Below are 18,105 nucleotides of genomic sequence, written 5' to 3'. Positions count from 1 at the left end.
AGTTAAAAGTTATCGACATTTAAAATTACCCTAACTGAACGAAAATCTTTTATACTAGAGAAGCTATTATTAATTTTAATGATAGCTTCTTTCGTTTTAGACAAAGATTGCTTTTTTGGTATCTTAATAAGAATATTTTTATGAAACTGATTCCTAATTCTGGAAACAGGTGGTGACTCAGGCCCCAAAACATAAGAATCGAATACATTTCGTAACGATTTTGCCAACCAATTGGAAGCCGAATCAACCTTATTATAATCTTTATGCTTTAATGTTATTTTAATCTGTTTATAAACCGGTGGATATTTAAAATTATAACGATCGTTTATTTGCTCATTAAACATCTCGTTATAATTATTGGTGGATACCTGCTGTAAAATATTGTGGTAAGGGTTGTAAGTTTGAATAAGCACTTTTCCCCTAATGTCTGTACGCCCTGCCCTTCCCGCAACTTGTAACAGCAATTGAAAACTACGCTCATGTGCTCTAAAATCTGGAAAATTAAGCATGCTATCCGCATTCATGACACCAACCAGTTTTACATTTCTAAAATCCAATCCTTTAGTTAGCATTTGGGTACCTACTAAAATATCTACTTCTTGCTGTTCAAAAGCCGTGATTATTTTTTCATAACCATACTTCCCCCTAGTAGTATCCAAATCCATTCTTGAAACTTTCCTACCTGGAAATAGTATTTTAACCTCTGCTTCTATCTGTTCGGTCCCCAAACCTTTACGATCCAACTCATGGCTTCCACATGCCATACATTCACGCAACATTGCCATTACATAACCACAGTAATGACACCGTAATTGATTGCGGTATTGATGGTAGGTTAAACTTACATCACAGTTTGGGCATTGGGGCGAATTACCACATGTTGCACATTCTACAACAGGAGAAAACCCTCGTCTATTTTGAAACAAAATAATTTGGTGTCCTTCCTCTAAGGTTTCGGTCATCTCCAAAACAAGCCGCTCACTAAAATGCCCTTTCATTCGTTTCTTCTTTCGGGCTTCCTTAATATCGACCAACTCAATATCGGGCATTAAAACATTATTATAGCGTTTGTTTATTTCAACGAATCCGTATTTGTTTTGTTTCGCATTAAAATAACTCTCTAAACTTGGTGTTGCGGATCCTAACAATACATTTGTCTGCCAAATATTCGCCAAGACTATTGCTGTGTCGCGCGCATGGTATCTTGGTGCTGGATCAAACTGTTTAAAGGACTGCTCGTGCTCCTCATCCACTATAATCAGTCCTAAGTTGGTAAAGGGTAAAAAAATTGAGGAACGCGCCCCCAATACAATCTTCGCTTTGGCTTTACCTTCTAACACATTATTCCAAACCTCAACACGTTCATTAGAAGAATACTTAGAATGGAACACTGAAACCTGCTCTCCAAAATAATTTTGTAACCTCGTAATCAATTGGGTCGTCAAGGCTATTTCCGGTAACAAATAAAGCACTTGCTTTCCTTTATTAATAGTCTCTTCAATTAACTTAACATATACTTCTGTTTTACCAGAAGATGTAACACCATGTAATAACGTAACATTATGGGAAGCAAACGATTCCTTAATCTCCTCTAAAGCCTTTAATTGGTATTCATTTAATTGCTTACTTGATTCATTTTCAGCACCATCATATTGAACACGATCTGTTTGAATATAATATTCTTCAAGAATACCTTTATCTATTAGCGATTTTACAATTGCTGATGAGGCTTTACTTGCTTCTGTAAGCTCTGAGACTTTAATTGGTTTCTTTGTTTTAGACGAAAGCATAAACAAGGTCATAACCACCAAATGTTGCTTTGGCGCCCTACTCAAACTTTCCAGCAGATTTTGAAGTGCTTTTTCTGAAGTAAAATTGGAATGTAACTTTACATAGCGTACCAATTTGGGTTTATACTTCTCGTATACCTCTTCCTCTAAAAAAATAGCCTCTTTCTCTATCAGCCGCTTAATTACCGGTAATACATTCTTTTTGTCGAGAATGTTCATTATGTCATGAATTTTCAATGATGTCTGGTACTGTAACGCTTCGAATACCAAAAATTCATCATCTTTCAAAATGGACTCATCAATGGTTTTTGTTTTATTTTTAGATAGTATCGTTTCGCTTTCCAAAATAAAAGCACTTGGCAAAGCTGCCCGCATTATGTCACCGAGGGTACACATATAATAACTCGAAATCCACTGCCAAAGTTTTAATTGACTTTCAGTTACGATAGGAACATCATCCAAAATCTGGTGAATTTCTTTGGCCTCATAAGCCAATGGTGGAACGGTATGGATTTTTGCAACAATACCTGTATAAATTTTTGATTTACCAAAGGGTACTGCTACGCGCATACCAATTTTTAAAAAGTCGGCCTCAGAAATGGTTATACTGTAGGTAAACAGCTTTTTAAGTGGAACAGGAATAATGACATCAATAAAATATTGCATACGCTAACACCTTTTACGCAGTTTATTTAACGCTGCATTTAATTCATATCCCAATAATAAAATATTTGCGTTCAGCCATAAATAGAACAACAAAATCAGTAGTGCTCCTATAGAACCATACAACTTATTGTACTGTCCAAAATTCTCAATATAAATTCCAAATAAATAGGATGTAACAATAATTAATATAGTAGTAAAGAGTGCACCAATTGAGAAAAAATTAGAATGTTTCCCTTCTTTGGTTCCAAAATAATACAGAGTAGCCGTAGCCAAATAGGTCATAACTACAAAAAACACATATTTGGCTATATCGAACCAAAAAACACTGCTAGTCTCTACTTGGTATCCTCTATCTTGTAATGCTTCCAGAAATTCCTTAACCACATAAATTTGGAAATACCCCAATACAGCTATTGTCACTATTAGCAAGAACGCCAATATTAAAGCAACTCCCATAGCATATAAATACTGTCTAAAAACATTACGCGTTAATTGCTCGTGGTAGGAATTCTCGAAACCAGAAAACACCGCATTAACACCATTAGCCATTAAGGCTATGGACAATATAAAAACAGAAGACAATAAACCGCCTCGTTGTGAGTCTTCAATATTTTTAAAAATATTCTGAAAGAAAAAATCGGATGTGCTTGGAGGTAAAAAAGATTCTAAGAAATCCATAAACTCCACTTGAAAATTTTCGATAGGAATCAATGGAATAACAATTAAAAGAAACAATAGAAATGGAAACAAAGCCATAAAGAAACTAAAGGCTATTGCACTTGCCCTGGTTGTTAAAGCCCCTTTTACAATTCCTATAATGTACAACTCCAATAAATCGTAAAACGATAAACCTTCCAAGCCCGGTAATTTTAATCGCTTAAGCAAGCGCACTAAGATATTGAGTATCGGTATCTTATTAAGCTTGTCTTCAACGGGCTTAGTCATTGACAAAAATTAAAAATTAATTGAACTAAAAGATTTGTTTTGAGCTTAAATCTATTTTATAGCCTTCAAACTTAAATCCATATTGTGAACTGAATGGGTCAAAGCGCCGCACGAAATATAATTTACACCGCACTCTGCATAATGTCTAATGGTAGTTTCATTTATATTTCCCGAAGACTCCGTTAAACATTTATTACCTATCATTTTAACGGCTTTACGAGTGTCTTCATAATCGAAATTATCTAACAAAATACGATACACCCCGTCACTTCTTAAGATTTCCTCAACCTCATGTAAATCACGCGCTTCTACCATGATCTCCAATTCCTTACCCGTTTCTCTAAGGTATTGCTTTGTTAGTTCAATAGCTTTGGTGATACCCCCAGCAAAATCGATATGGTTATCTTTAAGCATAATCATATCATAAAGCGCAAACCTGTGGTTCTCTCCGCCTCCTAACTTTACTGCCCATTTTTCGAGCACACGAATGCCAGGTGTTGTTTTACGCGTATCGAGTACACGTGTTTTTGTTCCTTTAAGCAGATCTACAAAGACCCTGGTTTTGGTAGCAATAGCACTCATGCGCTGCATGGCATTTAATACTGTACGCTCTGCCTTTAAAATTGATTGTGAAGGCCCTTCAACGTACATCACAACATCGCCATAGGTAACTTCGGAACCGTCCTCTATTAAGGTTTCTATTTTTAAACCTTTATCAACATAAGCAAATACCTTTTTTGCAAAATTAACGCCTCCTATTATTCCTTTATCCTTAACTAAAAGCTTTGCTCTACCTCTCGCGTTTTCCGGAATACAAGCCAACGAACTGTGATCACCGTCACCAACATCTTCCCGAATAGCATTAGATATTATATGTCGTACCTCATTATCAAATTGTTCTTGTGTTATCATACGCTTGATTATAGTTTGCTGCTAAAATAAGAAATTGATTTGCTATATTAAATTTTTAGATTCATGAATTTTACACTTTTGTTAGACAAATTTTTAATTCATTGATTAGGAAATACTAATTTCGTAACATGACAATAAAACTACTTGCTATAGGTAAAACGGACAGTAAGTCCCTCCAGTTACTTATTGATGATTATAAAAAACGTTTAGGCTTTTATATTAAGTTTTCCCTAGAAATTATACCAGATCTAAAAAACAGTAAAAACTTAAGCGAAGCACAGCAAAAGCAAAAAGAAGGTGGACTTATTCTAAATAAACTGTCTAGTACAGATGTTTTAATTCTACTTGACGAAAACGGTAAACAGTTTGATTCTGTTGGCTTTTCGGAGTATTTACAAAAACATATGAACTCTGGTATTAAACAATTGGTTTTCGTTATTGGCGGCCCTTATGGCTTTTCACAGGATATTTACAATAAAGCAAAAGGGAAAATATCATTATCTAAAATGACATTTTCCCATCAAATGGTAAGATTATTTATTATTGAGCAGCTTTATAGAGGCTTTACTATTTTAAGAAACGAGCCCTACCACCACCGTTAATTTAATATACCTTAAAAACTTCCTTTCGCTTTTGAAGTTGGTGGTCCAATTCTCTAATAGTCTTCTTTACGGCCAATTCGAAATTGCGTTCATTGGATGTCGCAAAAATACGCGGACCTGGTAAACTTAATTCTATACTACATATTTTGCCTGAGTCATGTTGCTTACGATCTTGTTTAAAATGAACGTCTGCACTTATTAAAAATTCATACTTGTTAAATAGTTTTTGTAATTTGTCTTCGGTATAAGCAGAAAGTGTTTCACTTATATCCACATGCACATATTGAATGTTAACTGTCATAATATTGAATTTTTAATGGTTAATACTTAAAACTTATTTTTTCTATTAATCAAATTTAATTGGAATATAGACAAAAAGAACTGACATAAATCATACGAATAAAACTATATATTAATTTTTCTTTCATTTTTTAGCGCAATCCACTTACTCATAAATTTGGTACTTTGCAAAGCATGATGCTGCAACATTTGTCCTGTGAAATTATGTAGCCTGTTTTCTTTCATATTTACTATTGCTGCTTCTATTCGCTTAAAAAATAGATCTTCAAAATGCTCCTTATTGAACCGCTTGTTTATAATTTTAAATCCATTTTGTTGCATATTGTCCCAAAGGGTTTCGTCACAATATAAAGACACTGCCTTTTGTACAAAATCTTCTGGAATATCTTCAATAAAACCATTAGATTCATCAGTGCCGTAAAGTCCTTCAGCTCCAATGCTGGTCGTAACACACGGTGTTCCGTTTAGCATGGCATCAACCAATTTTCCTTTTAACCCCGCTCCAAAACGAATGGGAGCCAAACACACTCGGGTTTGCTGCATAGCCAAATTCACATCATCAACAAAACCTTTTATAAAAAACCCGTTTTTAGGACTATTAAGCTGTGTTACTTTTTGCGACACATAAGCACCATAAACATGTAATTCCGTATTAGGCAACAACCGCCTAATAAGTGGCCAAATGGTCTCTTTTAAATACAATACTGCATTGTAATTAGGTATATGCATAAAATTACCGATCGTAATAAAATGCTGCCGCTGTTCAAACTTCGGGAGTTTCTTTATTACTTCCTTTTCTATTGCATCCAATAAGAAAGGTAAATAACATAGTAATGAATCGTTAACTTTGAATTGTGTTCTAAGAATATTCATTTCAGCTTCCGAAATAATCAAACTCAAATCACTTCTGTAAATACTAGCTATTTCCCGCTTCGCTATATCATTAAACAAATAAGATAAATCAAACGGTTTTCCCTCTTTAAAAGCTTGCTGCCTTCCTTTTCGCAAACAATGTAAATCTTCTGTATCTAAAATCCGTAATGCTTCCGGACACTGTTCTGCCACGCGCCATCCAAATTGCTCTTCCATCATAAACCTATCGAACAACACAATATCTGGATTAAAGTCCTTTACGAAAACATCAAAACTAGAATCATTTAGCACTATCGTTTCTTGAGAAACTCCTATATCTTCAAGATCGAATGCATTATCACTCTTGGCACAGGGACTCGCAAAAGTAATTACATATCCTCGCTTTTTAAATGCATATATAAGTTGCATCATCCGGCTTCCGGCAGCAGAACTTTTAGGCTCTGGCCATACAAAACCAATTATTAATAGACATTTTCCCATTTAATTATTATAACCTAATTTGTAAGATGTAGTCTTTGCTACTCTGGCTTCTTTTCTAAACTATACTTAAGACGTACTTTTCTTGCCCAATCAACAATCAAATCAATTTGTTCTTTTGTTAACCTTGCCTCTTTATGTGTCCATGTATACGACTTTAAAGGCATGTGCTTTTCTTCTACCATTTCTATAAGTTCTTCAAACTTATGGTCCTTTCGCTTAATGGAATTTCCCTGCCATTTGGATACATTAAAATGTTTCTTTCCGTCTTTAACATGTCCTGCCATCCAATAATTAACAGGTGTAATGTTATTATACCATGGGTAACGCGTTACATCACTATGACAATCGTAACAGGTTTCCTCCAATATACTCTTCACAGTATCTGGCGGATTGGTTTCCAACAGAAAAGGGGTAACCGAAGCTAAATCGCCTTCGTTTATTTGAGGCTCGAAAAACTGAGCAATGATTATTACTGCCAATACAATTAATAGTAATCTTTTTTTTCTATTCACAAGTTTAAAATTTGTTAAGTTCGGTTCTTTTTAGATATTTTAGAGTTCTAAAAATAATAAAATTAAGCTATGACTTTAGAAGAACTTTATAAAGCTTTAAGTTTTATCAACGCATCACGTGAGCATCGGTTAAAGTATGCTAACATGGTTTTAAACGACATCAGCCTCTTTCCCAAACTATTAGCCATTCTATTTATGACAGATGACAAGACATCCTGCCGAGCAGCATGGGTTTTTGAGTTTGTTTGCGCCAAGTACATTTATGCCATTGTGCCATATCTAGACACTTTTACGGAAAACCTTCATAAAATCCATCAAGAATCTGCCATACGACCTGTCTCAAAAGTTTGCGAATACATTGCTAAGGAGAACTATTCTAAAACGCAAAACACAATAAAGCACCTGCTTAACTCCAAACACAAAGAACATATTATTGCTGCATGTTTTGACTGGCTAATAAATGACGGTAAAGTTGCTCCTAAAGTATACGCTATGGAAACATTGTTTCTATTTGGAAAAGACAACGCATGGATTTATCCCGAATTAACTCAAATTATTGAACGCGATTTCCAAACACAAAGTGCAGGTTTTAAAGCCCGTGCTAAAAAGACTTTAAAAAGAATGAAACAAAATTTAGTACCTGACAAAAACTAAAACAGCATACATAAAGCCTTTATTTTTTAAGATATTTTACACCTAGTTCTGTCAGGTTTTAAGAAGTGCCTTGACCACTTTGCAGAAAATAACGAATTCCCTGAAATTCTGTTATTTTGATTCCCTTCTGAAATAAATTCAGCACAAGCTACTAAATGACAGTCCTGCTTACCTGTCTTGAAGGCTTGTTCTTTAGATTAAACTTTCAAATTAGTTTTTACTTCTAACTTCCTTGTTTTAACTTCGGACTTTTAACTTCGCAATTCTAACTTTCTTTCCTATCTTTGCACCTTTAAAAATCACATCATATATGTCTTTATCATCACTTAATGCCATCTCTCCAATTGATGGGAGATACAGAAATAAAGTTAACGAATTAGCACCTTATTTTTCAGAAGAAGCCTTAATAAAATACCGTGTTTTAGTAGAAATAGAATACTTTATTGCGCTATGCAACATCCCTTTACCACAACTAAAATCGGTTGACAATGGATGTTTTGAAGATTTAAGAGCTATTTACAAGACATTTTCAGTTGAGGATGCTCAAGCCATAAAAGATATTGAGCGTGTAACGAATCACGATGTAAAAGCGGTTGAGTACTTTATCAAAGAAAAGTTTGATACGCTAGGCTTATCCCAATATAAAGAATTTATCCACTTTGGATTAACGTCTCAAGATATTAATAACACTGCTATTCCACTAAGTATAAAAGATGCTGTCGAGCAGGTTTACATTCCTGAGTACAACCATGTTTTAAACAAATTAAAAGTACTAGCACAAGATTGGACAGCTATTCCCATGCTTGCAAGAACACATGGCCAGCCTGCTTCTCCTACGCGATTAGGCAAAGAAATTGACGTTTTTGTAACACGCTTGGAAGCTCAGTTTAACATATTAAAAACCACACCTAATGCAGCCAAATTTGGAGGTGCTACTGGTAACTATAATGCGCACCATGTCGCTTACCCTAATATTGACTGGAAAGCATTTGGGACACAATTTGTTCAAGATACTTTAGGCTTACATCATTCGTTCCCTACAACACAAATTGAGCATTACGACCATATGGCAGGCTTATTTGATGCCTTAAAAAGAATCAATACTATTATCGTTGATTTAAACAGGGACATATGGACTTATGTATCCATGGATTATTTTAAACAAAAAATTAAAGCTGGTGAGGTTGGCAGTTCGGCTATGCCCCATAAAGTAAATCCAATAGATTTTGAGAACAGTGAAGGTAATTTAGGAATTGCAAATGCGGTTTTCGAACACTTATCGGCTAAACTTCCTATATCCAGATTACAACGCGATTTAACCGACAGTACCGTATTAAGAAACATAGGTGTTCCTTTTGGTCATACACTAATTGGTTTTAAATCAACTTTAAAAGGTTTGGATAAACTACTTTTAAATAAAGCTAAATTTGCAGAGGATTTAGAAAACAATTGGGCCGTTGTTGCCGAAGCCATCCAAACTATATTGCGTCGCGAAGCATATCCCAACCCTTATGAAGCTTTAAAAGGCCTTACAAGAACCAACGAAAAAATAAACCAGAACTCTATCGCTAACTTTATCGACACCTTAGAGGTTTCCGATAGTATTAAAGCCGAATTAAAACAAATTACACCTGGTAATTATACCGGGATTTAATTACAGCATGTTAAGCGACAAACAATCTCTCATACTATGTGGCATTACAGCCTTAAGCATTTTTTTGTTTGGGATATTGGGAATTCTGGACAATTTTATTGTTCTAACGTTCCTTAGCATAGTCTTCTTGTCTGTTATCGCTAATTTGCTATTTGTGCACTCTAAGTCCGAAACTGAAGATGAAAGCGAACAAGACGAGGACCAGGACATAAAATAAAAAAGGGCTGTCTAAAAAATCAAGACAGCCCTTTTTTATGAATTCTATTTTATGTTCATCATTTAAAGAAATCCATGACACCTTGTAATTGGGCTTCGTCAAAATCGGCATCTTTCATAGTCCCCACTAAAGTAGCCATTTTTTGAGGATCAATATCGTTACCCAGTATACGAACAATCCCAAAACCAATTGTTTTAGAGCTTCCAAACAACACTACCTCATCTGCCCGTTCATCAGTTCCTATATACTTTACAACTACTTTTGTTCCTTTATCACTAAATTCTATAAGATCGTTATACTTTTTATGCTTTAATATGGTTTTAACCTTATTCAATTCTGCATTATATGTTTCCATATCTGTTTCCTTAACCTTATATCCCAAAAAATTTAAACGCTTTACTGAATTGTACGCGATTTTTTGATCTTCGGTGAATTGCGACTTGTCTATGTCTACCATCGATAAAGGAAGGTCTACCGATATAAAATTACTTGTCTCCTGATGGTCTACAAAATAACGCTGTAGACTAGGTCCTTCATTACAACTAACCATAATTAGTGCTGTAACAAGAACAAAGGTTATATTTTTGATTGTTCGTTGCATGATTGATAGAATATTTATTTCTTTTTTTCTAATTGTTTCCCGCCAGGGATATTCATTTTATCGGTGAGTTTTGAAATCTCGTTTAAATTGATGTTACCAGTAAGTGATACAACAACAGTTTCAACATTTCGTTGCTCCCCATTAATCTCAACCCCATTACCTTTCATGGCCTTGTCGATACCGCTTACAAAAATCAAAAGTTCCTTAATATGATCGGCATCCTTGCCTTCTTTAACATAAAACTTTACTTCGGTACCACCATCTTTAACCTCCATTAGTTCTTCCAAAGAACGAGAATACGACTTGACCCATTTCGAAATATCTGCAGAAATACTACTTTTATCACTTACAATGGTTTTAAAGCTAGTAATACTATTAACCATATCCATATAAGCCTTAGCTTCAGGATCACTAACATCTATCCCTGCTTTTGCAATCATTTGGAACATCTTAGGTTGAATGTTTACATAAGTTACTTCTGAACTTTCACTATATTTATCAAAAATATCTTTTTGTGCCAAAGCAGTTAATGGCAGTAGCATAATTGCCATTACAAATACTATCAATCGTTTATTCATTGCTTCTCTGTTTATAATTGTTATTGTTTTCATGTGTTCATTTATTTAATTGTTGCTCTTAAAAATTATTTGTGTAGTATTTTCAATTTCATTGAGATAACCCAACGTAGCTGTACCTTTATCTATTTCATTGAGATAACCTACAGTTGCTGTTCCTTTATTTAAACTTTTAGAAATCATCTCTAAAGATTTTGATACTTCTTTAAAAGCCATTTCTGGATCTTTTATGGTTCCAAGATTATTGGTCGAGGCCATTTTAAAATAAACTCCCAGCATAAGAACAGCTACAGCTGCAACAGAAATCCATTTGTAATTAAATTTACGTGTAGTTTTTAATGGAACGTCTTTGGTAAATTGTTCTTGCTGATTTACCATAAAATACGTAAACATGGGCTTGTACACTTCCAGGTGGGGTGCTACTGTACCCTGTAAAAAGTAGTTTTTCAACACTTGCTCCTCCTGTAAGGTCGTTTCTCCGTTCTCGTATTTTTCAAGTAATTTTTCTATATTATTTAATACCATAATTATGTGTATTAGTTAATTTCTCCCGTATTGTTTTTCTTGCTCTTGATAGACTTACGCGTACTGCCGTATTGTTCATATCCAGCATGTCTGCTATCTCGTTAAAATCATAACCTTCTATATCCCGTAATTGAATTACCATACGTTGTTGTTCTGGTAACTCTTCAATAATTTTAGACACCCAAGATACACTGTCGTGTAATTCAACCTGCTTCTGTAAGGGCAAATTCTTTTCTTCATAATTGCTATGTACAATTTTTAAATTTTGGGCTTGCTTCGATTTAAGTTTGTCAAAACAAAAATTCTTGGTCATTGTCATAGAAAAAGCTTCCACGTTTTTATATTCTTGAATCTTCTTCTTATTGTTCCATAATTTCAATAAAACCTCCTGTGTTGCATCTTCTGCCTCCTCGGTCGACACCAGTAATCGCTTTGCTAAGCGGTACACCTTATCTTTAAAAGGCATTACTGTATTTAAAAACTCTTGCTGAGTCATGCTTGGTTTGGTTTAGTTGAAAATAACTTCTCTTTGCTATTTGGTATTACGACGAACCACCCTCCTTTTTGTTACAAATTATTTTAAAAATGAAATAATGTAAGTACTTTTAGGGTTTTATAGACTATGTTTATAAAAATATTTTGAAAAATAATTTTATATAAAATAAGCCATTGCAATTCTTGGCAAGAAAAAACAAAGCATAAACAAATGAAACTTTTAAAAGCCCCTATAATTTTATTTGTAGTAGCCCTACTGACAATAAGCTGCTTTGAAGATAACGATGACAACACAATATCAGTTAATCAAATTAATGATTTTGTCTGGAAAGGCATGAACTTATGGTATTTTTGGCAACAAGATGTTAATGACTTAGCTGATGATAGGTTTGATTCGAATGAAGAGTATGCGTCTTTTTTGAATTCTTTTTCTAACCCAAGAGACTTGTTTAATCATCTAAAGTTTAGTGAAGATCGCTTTAGTTGGATTGTTGATGATTATTTTGAACTTATAAATTCATTAAATGGCATATCTAAAGCCAATGGTATGGAATTCGGGTTAGCTCAAATCTCAGGAAGCAATAATCTTGTAGGCTTTGTCGAATATATTTTACCAGGAACAGACGCAGAAGCAAAAAGTTTGAAAAGAGGAGATTTGTTCACTGGAGTTAATGATACAACTATAACTATCGACAATTATCTAGATTTACTATTTAGTGATGTTGACAGTTACACTTTGAACATGGCAGAATATAATGGCAATACACTAGAATCCAACGGCATAGATATCACTCTCAATAAACAGGCTTATACGGAAAACCCAATTTTAATAGCTAAAACTTTCGACTATTCTGGCAAAAAAATTGGTTACCTAATGTATACTCAATTCATTAACAATTTTGACGAACAATTAAATAATGCTATTGGGAACTTTAAATCAGAAAGTATTGATGAATTGGTTGTTGACTTAAGATACAACCCCGGAGGTCACGTTTCATCTGCTATACATTTATCGACCATGATTACTGGACAATTTACAGGAGACCTTTTTTTTACACAAATATATAATGACAAAATTCAATCTATAGTATCCGAAGAAGACGTAAGTATTTATTTTCCTACTACAATTTCTGGAAATACTCCAATAAACAACCTTAATCTTAACAAGGTTTACATATTGGCCCAAGGTTCTTCTGCATCGGCAAGTGAGCTGGTTATAAACTGTCTTAACCCTTATATTAATGTTATACATATTGGAGACACAACAAGAGGTAAAAATGAATTTTCAAGAACAATATTAGACGTTCCTTCTTGTGGTTATTTATTAGGCAATGGTTGTGACGAGGAGCCTAATCCGAATCATACTTGGGGCATTCAACCCTTAATAGGTAGAAATGCAAATGCTGATGGTTTTTACCAATACACTGATGGTCTCACCCCAGACCAAAATCTTGTACTTGAAGAGAACATACTTAATTTAGGGGTTTTAGGAGAAACTGATGAACCCCTATTATCTAGAGCTTTGCAACATATTTCAGGTAATGGAAAAATGACAGACCTAAAGCAAGAAGAAATGCGTTTTAAACCGATTACTTCATCCAAACTGCACACTTTAATTCGGGATAACATGTATATAGATACAGTCCCTAAGGAAGTTATGAATGTCATAAATCGATAATTTAAAACTATTCATCTTATGCGATAAATATGTTATATACTACAAAAAAGTAAGAATATTATTTTTATTATGTAAGTATTTTTTTAATTTTGTTTTTAACTTAAAATCATACTTATTATGAAAAAACTGCTACTTGCTATTATATTATTTGCTTCTCAATTATCAATTGCCCAATTAGGTTCTAACGCACCTGTTCATGATGCTACCAATTTCGAATCAACTTTAAAATATATTTATACATCTAAACAGGGTGCAGGAGATTGTTATAACTATATTAATGCAGAAGTTTCTTTTGTTTCGCCTTTACCTGTGAATCATTCAGGCCCCACTTCTTCATTTGGATATTATAGATATGAACTAACTTTCTATATCTATGGAATAGATAGTATGGGCAATGAAACCTTAGTAAAAACAAAAACAAGGTATCGAAATGATTATGATGGTTACCCAAATACATCTAAATATGGTTATACTTATTTTTTAAATAAAGACGCAGAAACACCATTTTTTGTTGGTGATTTACCGTATATCTCATACTATACAAAAATAAAAATAACAAAGATGGTAACAAACAATGACCCCGGCTATCTCTTTTTTTATCCAGAGGTCCATTGGGAACAGAAAGACATATATCCTCAGCCTATTTGTGGAGGAAATGCTTGTGCTACTAATTTTGCAGGTAGGTTCATAGTTACTGACTGCTTAGGCGGAAATGATGATGGTGATGATAGTAGTGGAAGCAATGATACTGATCCAAATACTAAACCCAACCTAACACTGTCTAAATTTACCGTTAAGGTAGGCTCAACCACCTATGACACAACAGCATCAACAAATAACATTCCAATACTTAAATATGGCGAAAATCACACTTTTAATATCACCATAAAAAATGACGATGATGGCAACGCATCATCTTCAAATTATAAAATATTGGTTTCTGAAGAAAATAAATATCCAGCTATTGGTTCAAAACCAGTGTATGAATATCAATCTAGAAATATTGGTGACATTAATGGAAATTCTGAGGAGTCGGATTCTTTTTCAGAATTCATCTATTCCAATATGTCATCTTTAAATTTAGAAAACGATAAAACCTATTATATGTTTATTGATATTGACCCAAATGACAATGTTGATGAATCGAATGAGAATATAAATGATAACGTTAGTGTAATACAATTTAAATATAAAAAATCTATTACAGGAAAAATCGCTTTAAAAATAAATACAAGTGGAAGCAAAATTGATGTTAACTATGAGTACTCCAACAACACCAATAATCTAAAAATACGTGATTCAAACTATAATTTAAGACATAATTCAAACATTTATGGATCCTCTACCGAAGTAAACATATCTTCTTACCCTTCTGGATTATATGCCATATATGTTAACGATAAATACATAAAAAAGATTGGTATCACAAAAGATTCAGATCCAAATATTATACGTTACCCTGACGAACCATAAAAAAGAACTTCCCTTTGGATATTACATAGGCCAATATTATTATAAACTCATAATATTGGCTTACTTTTTGACTACAACTTATATATTTGTGGTTAATTAAATTCTCATATGCTTATATCTAAAAACAAAACCTACTTTAATTGGAGTACTGGCAAGGACTCTGCTTTGGCATTATACCACCTATTACAGAATCCGCATTACGAAGTAGACGAATTAATTACCACGGTAAACAGCCATTACAACCGTGTTTCTATGCACGGTCTTAGAAGGGAGTTGCTGGTTGCCCAAACCAATGCTATGAATATAAAATCTAGTTTTATTGAATTACCAGAACAACCCAGTATGGAAGTATATGAACAAAAAATGGGTGAAACGGTAACACGACTAAAAAATGAAGGTTTTACACACAGTGCCTTTGGCGATATTTTTTTGGAAGATCTGCGAACTTATCGTGAAAAGCAATTGGCACAACAAGGCTTTAAAGCAGTGTTTCCTATTTGGAAACGGGACACCAAAGAACTGCTACACCAGTTTTTAGATTTAGGCTTTAAAACCATTATTGTCTGTGCCAATTCCAAACACTTTAATGAAGACTTTGTAGGAACTGTTATAGATAAAGACTTTATTGACAACTTACCAGAAGGTGTTGATCCCTGTGGTGAAAATGGGGAGTTTCACACCTTTTGTTTTGATGGCCCCATTTTTAAGAGCCCAATTCCTTTTAGCATCGGTGAAAAAGTATACCGCGAATACAACAATCCGAAAACAGATGATTCAGTATGTAAAGGGGATAAATATGGCGTGTGGTATTGTGATTTAATTCCATAAAAAATGCCACTAAAATAGTGGCATTTAATAAAGTAGTTTAAGTGGCAGAAAACCGACTTTCTATAAAGTCAGTTGAAATCCTAATCTAACATTACGCCCTTTAGTAACGTAACCAGGTACATCTTCGTAATCTTCGTTTAAAATATTGTCAATTCCTCCAAAGAATTTCACTTTATTTTTAATGGCCGTATGGCTTAAATAAAAATTAACCAAACTAAAGCTATCAAGAAGTGGAACGAAACTATTTTCAAATCTTTCATGTGTGTAATGATACGATAACGATGCAAATGTGCTTTTAGAAAAATCGTATCCCAATTGTAAATTTCCTTTATGCTTTGGAATTCTACGAGCTAAACTCTCGTTATACTCGGTAAAGGCATAATTTGCAGAAACAGATACTTTTTCTATTGGAGTTGCACTAAGCTCTACTTCTACTCCCCTTGCGTGTAATTTATCAGTAGCATTTAAATACCCCCCATTAATCCATAACACAGTATTTTTTTCTGTCCTGTTAAAAAATAGTCCAACAATTCTAAAACTTTTGCTCAACTTAAATTCAGCTCCAACTTCAATCGTTCTATTTTCTTCTGGCTCCAAATCTGGGTTAGGTCCAAAATTACCAAATAGCTGAGACAATGAAGGCGTGATAAAAGAGGTACTTAAAGAACCAAAAAATTTAGTATAACGATTATTCTCAGCTTTTAAAGTAAATGAGGGATTCAAATTATATGTGAAATGCGAACCATACTCACTGTGATTGTTTAACCTAGCACCGGCATTAATATTTAAACCAAAATCTGAAACAAATACAAAGTTAGCATAGGGATCTATAATTGTAAACGCTTCTTTATTAGCAAATGTCGCCCTATTTTCAATTACATTTAAACCTACAATTGTATAAAACGTTTTATCAAACACATATTTATTATAGGCGTCTACCACATAGTTTTTAGATTTGAAAATTGAAGGGTACTTAGAAATGTAATTCCTTTCATATTCACTAAAAGCAGCATTTAAATTGAAACTACCTTTTTCATATTTTAATTTTGAAGATATTCCCACTCTAGATTGCTTATTATTAAATTCATCTCCTGTATCCACTAAATTAAAATTGGAGTCGTATCCATCAATTTCTGAATCAGTATCCGTATAATTCCCATAAACATTTAAAGAAAAAGAATTACCAAACCTGTAACCCAAATTAACATCAACACCATATTTTGAATACGCATCCTTCTCATTTGTATCGCTAATAGCCGCCGAAAGCCCATCAGAAAATTGATTGCTAAATGCCGTACGGTACGTAAACTTGTTCAATGTTCCACTAACAGCTACACTATTATTAAAATCGGCTACATTATAGTTTTGATCGGATTCCGATTGATTGGTACCCAAACTGGAAGTAAACACGGCACCAATTTTTTTGGTATCTGCCTTTTTGGTGGTAATATTGATAACCGCTGCTGCTGCACCACTTCCATATAAAGTACTGGCAGCGCCTTTAATGATTTCTATAGATTCAATCTGATTTAGATTTAACAGTCTAAAATCATACTCGCCAGAAAGTTGAGACGGGTCACTTACTTGTACACCATCAATCAATACTAAAACCTGGCGGCTTCTTCCTCCCCTAACATATACCCCTAAATTTTGCCCTGCATTACTCCGGCTACCATTAATTTCAATACCCGATTTTGTATTAATCAGCTCAGCAACAGTACGGCCTTGGTTTCTTTCAATCTCCTGTTTAGAAATTTTAATAACTGTTTTTCCTGAATTTTCACGCTTTAACTCAAATCGTGAATCGGTGATTACAACTTCATCAAGTTGCTTCACACTAGTTGAATTAGCTTGCTGTTGCGCAAAACCTAATAATGACATACCAAAACACAGTACACCAAAAACATTTGTTTTTTTGTTCATTTAATTAACTAATTGTTCGAGAATCGCATGGACTATCATACGTAAACTTTTATCCCGAAAGTTTGACTTTATTGTTTGAATTTGGCAGGTCTCCTGACTTTTTTAATGTTATTATACCTTCCCAGCAATAGCCAGTGGTTTTGAAGTTAATAACACCCTCGTTGGCGAGGTGCTGAAGTAAAATCAGCATAAACTTACAGTTGCGGGAACAGTTCTGGAATTAACGAATTGCAATTTTTAGATGCATGCACCCAAATCGTAAATCGTTGCACCAGATTCCCTTTTAATCCGTTCAATCAAGTATTGAACAGAACCAAAATTCGCTGCAAATGTACTACCTATTTTTAATATCAAGAACAATTTTATGGTGTTATTTATCAAAAAAAAACCAATCTTTGTAGC

General features: G+C 33.9%; 17 protein-coding genes and 1 riboswitch. Of the genes, 6 read left to right on the top strand and 11 right to left on the bottom strand.

Annotated elements, in window-relative coordinates:
• Positions 1–2 precede the first annotated feature (2 nt).
• Genes priA through nadC form a run of 3 tightly spaced genes read right to left on the bottom strand, consistent with a single transcriptional unit; the run spans position 3 to position 4,313 of the window.
• On the bottom strand, positions 3–2,456 hold the full coding sequence (gene priA / locus JF259_RS03365) for a replication restart helicase PriA (protein WP_199113330.1): 2,454 nt from the start codon (positions 2,454–2,456) through the stop codon (positions 3–5).
• Between the two features lie 3 nt (positions 2,457–2,459).
• Positions 2,460–3,401, bottom strand: a complete 942-nt coding sequence (locus JF259_RS03360) for a YihY/virulence factor BrkB family protein (RefSeq protein WP_199113328.1) — start codon at positions 3,399–3,401, stop codon at positions 2,460–2,462.
• A 51-nt stretch (positions 3,402–3,452) separates the two neighbouring features.
• Positions 3,453–4,313 (bottom strand): carboxylating nicotinate-nucleotide diphosphorylase, encoded by an 861-nt coding sequence (nadC, locus tag JF259_RS03355; RefSeq protein ID WP_199113326.1) that lies wholly within the window; start codon positions 4,311–4,313, stop codon positions 3,453–3,455.
• A gap of 128 nt (positions 4,314–4,441) precedes the next feature.
• On the opposite strand from nadC, the gene rlmH reads away from it, so the two are divergent.
• Positions 4,442–4,915 (top strand): 23S rRNA (pseudouridine(1915)-N(3))-methyltransferase RlmH, encoded by a 474-nt coding sequence (rlmH, locus tag JF259_RS03350; RefSeq protein WP_199113324.1) that lies wholly within the window; start codon positions 4,442–4,444, stop codon positions 4,913–4,915.
• Between the two features lies 1 nt (position 4,916).
• Here the strand turns inward: rlmH and hpf are convergent, their stop codons facing one another.
• The 3 genes from hpf to JF259_RS03335 form a co-directional block, all read right to left on the bottom strand.
• Positions 4,917–5,216: a ribosome hibernation-promoting factor, HPF/YfiA family gene (gene hpf, locus JF259_RS03345; RefSeq protein ID WP_199113322.1), complete on the bottom strand. Its 300-nt coding sequence runs from the start codon at positions 5,214–5,216 to the stop codon at positions 4,917–4,919.
• 104 nt (positions 5,217–5,320) lie between these two features.
• A complete protein-coding gene (locus JF259_RS03340) occupies positions 5,321–6,568 on the bottom strand; it encodes a glycosyltransferase family 4 protein (protein WP_199113320.1) in 1,248 nt (415 codons plus the stop codon).
• Positions 6,569–6,606: 38 nt separating this feature from the next.
• Positions 6,607–7,080 carry a heme-binding domain-containing protein gene (locus JF259_RS03335; RefSeq protein WP_199113318.1) on the bottom strand — a complete coding sequence of 158 codons (474 nt, stop codon included), beginning with the start codon at positions 7,078–7,080 and terminating at the stop codon, positions 6,607–6,609.
• 69 nt (positions 7,081–7,149) lie between these two features.
• On the opposite strand from JF259_RS03335, the gene JF259_RS03330 reads away from it, so the two are divergent.
• Positions 7,150–7,734, top strand: a complete 585-nt coding sequence (locus JF259_RS03330; protein ID WP_199113316.1) for an adenylosuccinate lyase — start codon at positions 7,150–7,152, stop codon at positions 7,732–7,734.
• Between the two features lie 310 nt (positions 7,735–8,044).
• Complete coding sequence (gene purB / locus JF259_RS03325) at positions 8,045–9,388, top strand: adenylosuccinate lyase (RefSeq protein ID WP_199113314.1); 1,344 nt, start codon at positions 8,045–8,047, stop codon at positions 9,386–9,388.
• A 275-nt stretch (positions 9,389–9,663) separates the two neighbouring features.
• Here purB and JF259_RS03320 read toward each other — a convergent pair whose 3' ends face one another.
• The 4 genes from JF259_RS03320 to JF259_RS03305 are packed head-to-tail and all read right to left on the bottom strand — an operon-like array spanning position 9,664 to position 11,802.
• Entirely contained in the window at positions 9,664–10,206 is a 543-nt protein-coding gene (locus tag JF259_RS03320; protein WP_199113312.1) for a DUF4252 domain-containing protein, read from the bottom strand.
• Positions 10,207–10,220: 14 nt separating this feature from the next.
• Positions 10,221–10,817 carry a DUF4252 domain-containing protein gene (locus JF259_RS03315; RefSeq protein ID WP_233164071.1) on the bottom strand — a complete coding sequence of 199 codons (597 nt, stop codon included), beginning with the start codon at positions 10,815–10,817 and terminating at the stop codon, positions 10,221–10,223.
• A gap of 12 nt (positions 10,818–10,829) precedes the next feature.
• A complete protein-coding gene (locus tag JF259_RS03310; protein ID WP_199113310.1) occupies positions 10,830–11,306 on the bottom strand; it encodes a hypothetical protein in 477 nt (158 codons plus the stop codon).
• The gene (locus JF259_RS03305; protein WP_199113308.1) at positions 11,293–11,802 is read right to left on the bottom strand and encodes an RNA polymerase sigma factor; all 510 of its coding nucleotides are present in this window, start codon (positions 11,800–11,802) and stop codon (positions 11,293–11,295) included. The genes JF259_RS03310 and JF259_RS03305 overlap by 14 nt, the downstream gene beginning before the upstream one ends.
• Before the next feature lie 210 nt (positions 11,803–12,012).
• On the opposite strand from JF259_RS03305, the gene JF259_RS03300 reads away from it, so the two are divergent.
• The 3 genes from JF259_RS03300 (at position 12,013) to JF259_RS03290 (ending at position 15,780) form a co-directional block, all read left to right on the top strand.
• Positions 12,013–13,479 (top strand): S41 family peptidase, encoded by a 1,467-nt coding sequence (locus tag JF259_RS03300; RefSeq protein ID WP_199113306.1) that lies wholly within the window; start codon positions 12,013–12,015, stop codon positions 13,477–13,479.
• Between the two features lie 117 nt (positions 13,480–13,596).
• Positions 13,597–14,952, top strand: coding sequence for a hypothetical protein (locus tag JF259_RS03295; protein WP_199113304.1), 1,356 nt, complete (start codon positions 13,597–13,599; stop codon positions 14,950–14,952).
• Positions 14,953–15,060: 108 nt separating this feature from the next.
• Entirely contained in the window at positions 15,061–15,780 is a 720-nt protein-coding gene (locus JF259_RS03290) for a Dph6-related ATP pyrophosphatase (protein WP_233164070.1), read from the top strand.
• A gap of 60 nt (positions 15,781–15,840) precedes the next feature.
• Here the strand turns inward: JF259_RS03290 and JF259_RS03285 are convergent, their stop codons facing one another.
• Positions 15,841–17,703: a TonB-dependent receptor plug domain-containing protein gene (locus tag JF259_RS03285; RefSeq protein WP_199113302.1), complete on the bottom strand. Its 1,863-nt coding sequence runs from the start codon at positions 17,701–17,703 to the stop codon at positions 15,841–15,843.
• A gap of 66 nt (positions 17,704–17,769) precedes the next feature.
• Positions 17,770–18,036: riboswitch (cobalamin riboswitch) on the bottom strand.
• Positions 18,037–18,105 lie beyond the last annotated feature (69 nt).

It is taken from the genome of Snuella sedimenti (assembly GCF_016428595.1).
In the GTDB taxonomy this organism is placed as follows: Bacteria; Bacteroidota; Bacteroidia; order Flavobacteriales; family Flavobacteriaceae; genus Snuella; species Snuella sedimenti.
The sequence above is the reverse complement of the archived record's forward strand: the minus strand, read 5'-3'. Positions and strand labels throughout refer to the sequence as shown.

Excerpts from the sequence above, each read along its gene's own strand:
- JF259_RS03340 (WP_199113320.1), bottom strand. The coding sequence starts at position 6,568 with ATGGGAAAATGTCTATTAATAATTGGTTTTGTATGGCCAGAGCCTAAA.
- JF259_RS03320 (WP_199113312.1), bottom strand. The coding sequence starts at position 10,206 with ATGCAACGAACAATCAAAAATATAACCTTTGTTCTTGTTACAGCACTA.
- JF259_RS03330 (WP_199113316.1), top strand. The coding sequence starts at position 7,150 with ATGACTTTAGAAGAACTTTATAAAGCTTTAAGTTTTATCAACGCATCA.
- JF259_RS03310 (WP_199113310.1), bottom strand. The coding sequence starts at position 11,306 with ATGGTATTAAATAATATAGAAAAATTACTTGAAAAATACGAGAACGGA.
- hpf (WP_199113322.1), bottom strand. The coding sequence starts at position 5,216 with ATGACAGTTAACATTCAATATGTGCATGTGGATATAAGTGAAACACTT.
- rlmH (WP_199113324.1), top strand. The coding sequence starts at position 4,442 with ATGACAATAAAACTACTTGCTATAGGTAAAACGGACAGTAAGTCCCTC.
- purB (WP_199113314.1), top strand. The coding sequence starts at position 8,045 with ATGTCTTTATCATCACTTAATGCCATCTCTCCAATTGATGGGAGATAC.
- JF259_RS03300 (WP_199113306.1), top strand. The coding sequence starts at position 12,013 with ATGAAACTTTTAAAAGCCCCTATAATTTTATTTGTAGTAGCCCTACTG.
- JF259_RS03305 (WP_199113308.1), bottom strand. The coding sequence starts at position 11,802 with ATGACTCAGCAAGAGTTTTTAAATACAGTAATGCCTTTTAAAGATAAG.
- JF259_RS03360 (WP_199113328.1), bottom strand. The coding sequence starts at position 3,401 with ATGACTAAGCCCGTTGAAGACAAGCTTAATAAGATACCGATACTCAAT.
- priA (WP_199113330.1), bottom strand. The coding sequence starts at position 2,456 with ATGCAATATTTTATTGATGTCATTATTCCTGTTCCACTTAAAAAGCTG.
- JF259_RS03285 (WP_199113302.1), bottom strand. The coding sequence starts at position 17,703 with ATGAACAAAAAAACAAATGTTTTTGGTGTACTGTGTTTTGGTATGTCA.
- JF259_RS03290 (WP_233164070.1), top strand. The coding sequence starts at position 15,061 with ATGCTTATATCTAAAAACAAAACCTACTTTAATTGGAGTACTGGCAAG.
- JF259_RS03315 (WP_233164071.1), bottom strand. The coding sequence starts at position 10,817 with ATGAAAACAATAACAATTATAAACAGAGAAGCAATGAATAAACGATTG.
- nadC (WP_199113326.1), bottom strand. The coding sequence starts at position 4,313 with ATGATAACACAAGAACAATTTGATAATGAGGTACGACATATAATATCT.
- JF259_RS03295 (WP_199113304.1), top strand. The coding sequence starts at position 13,597 with ATGAAAAAACTGCTACTTGCTATTATATTATTTGCTTCTCAATTATCA.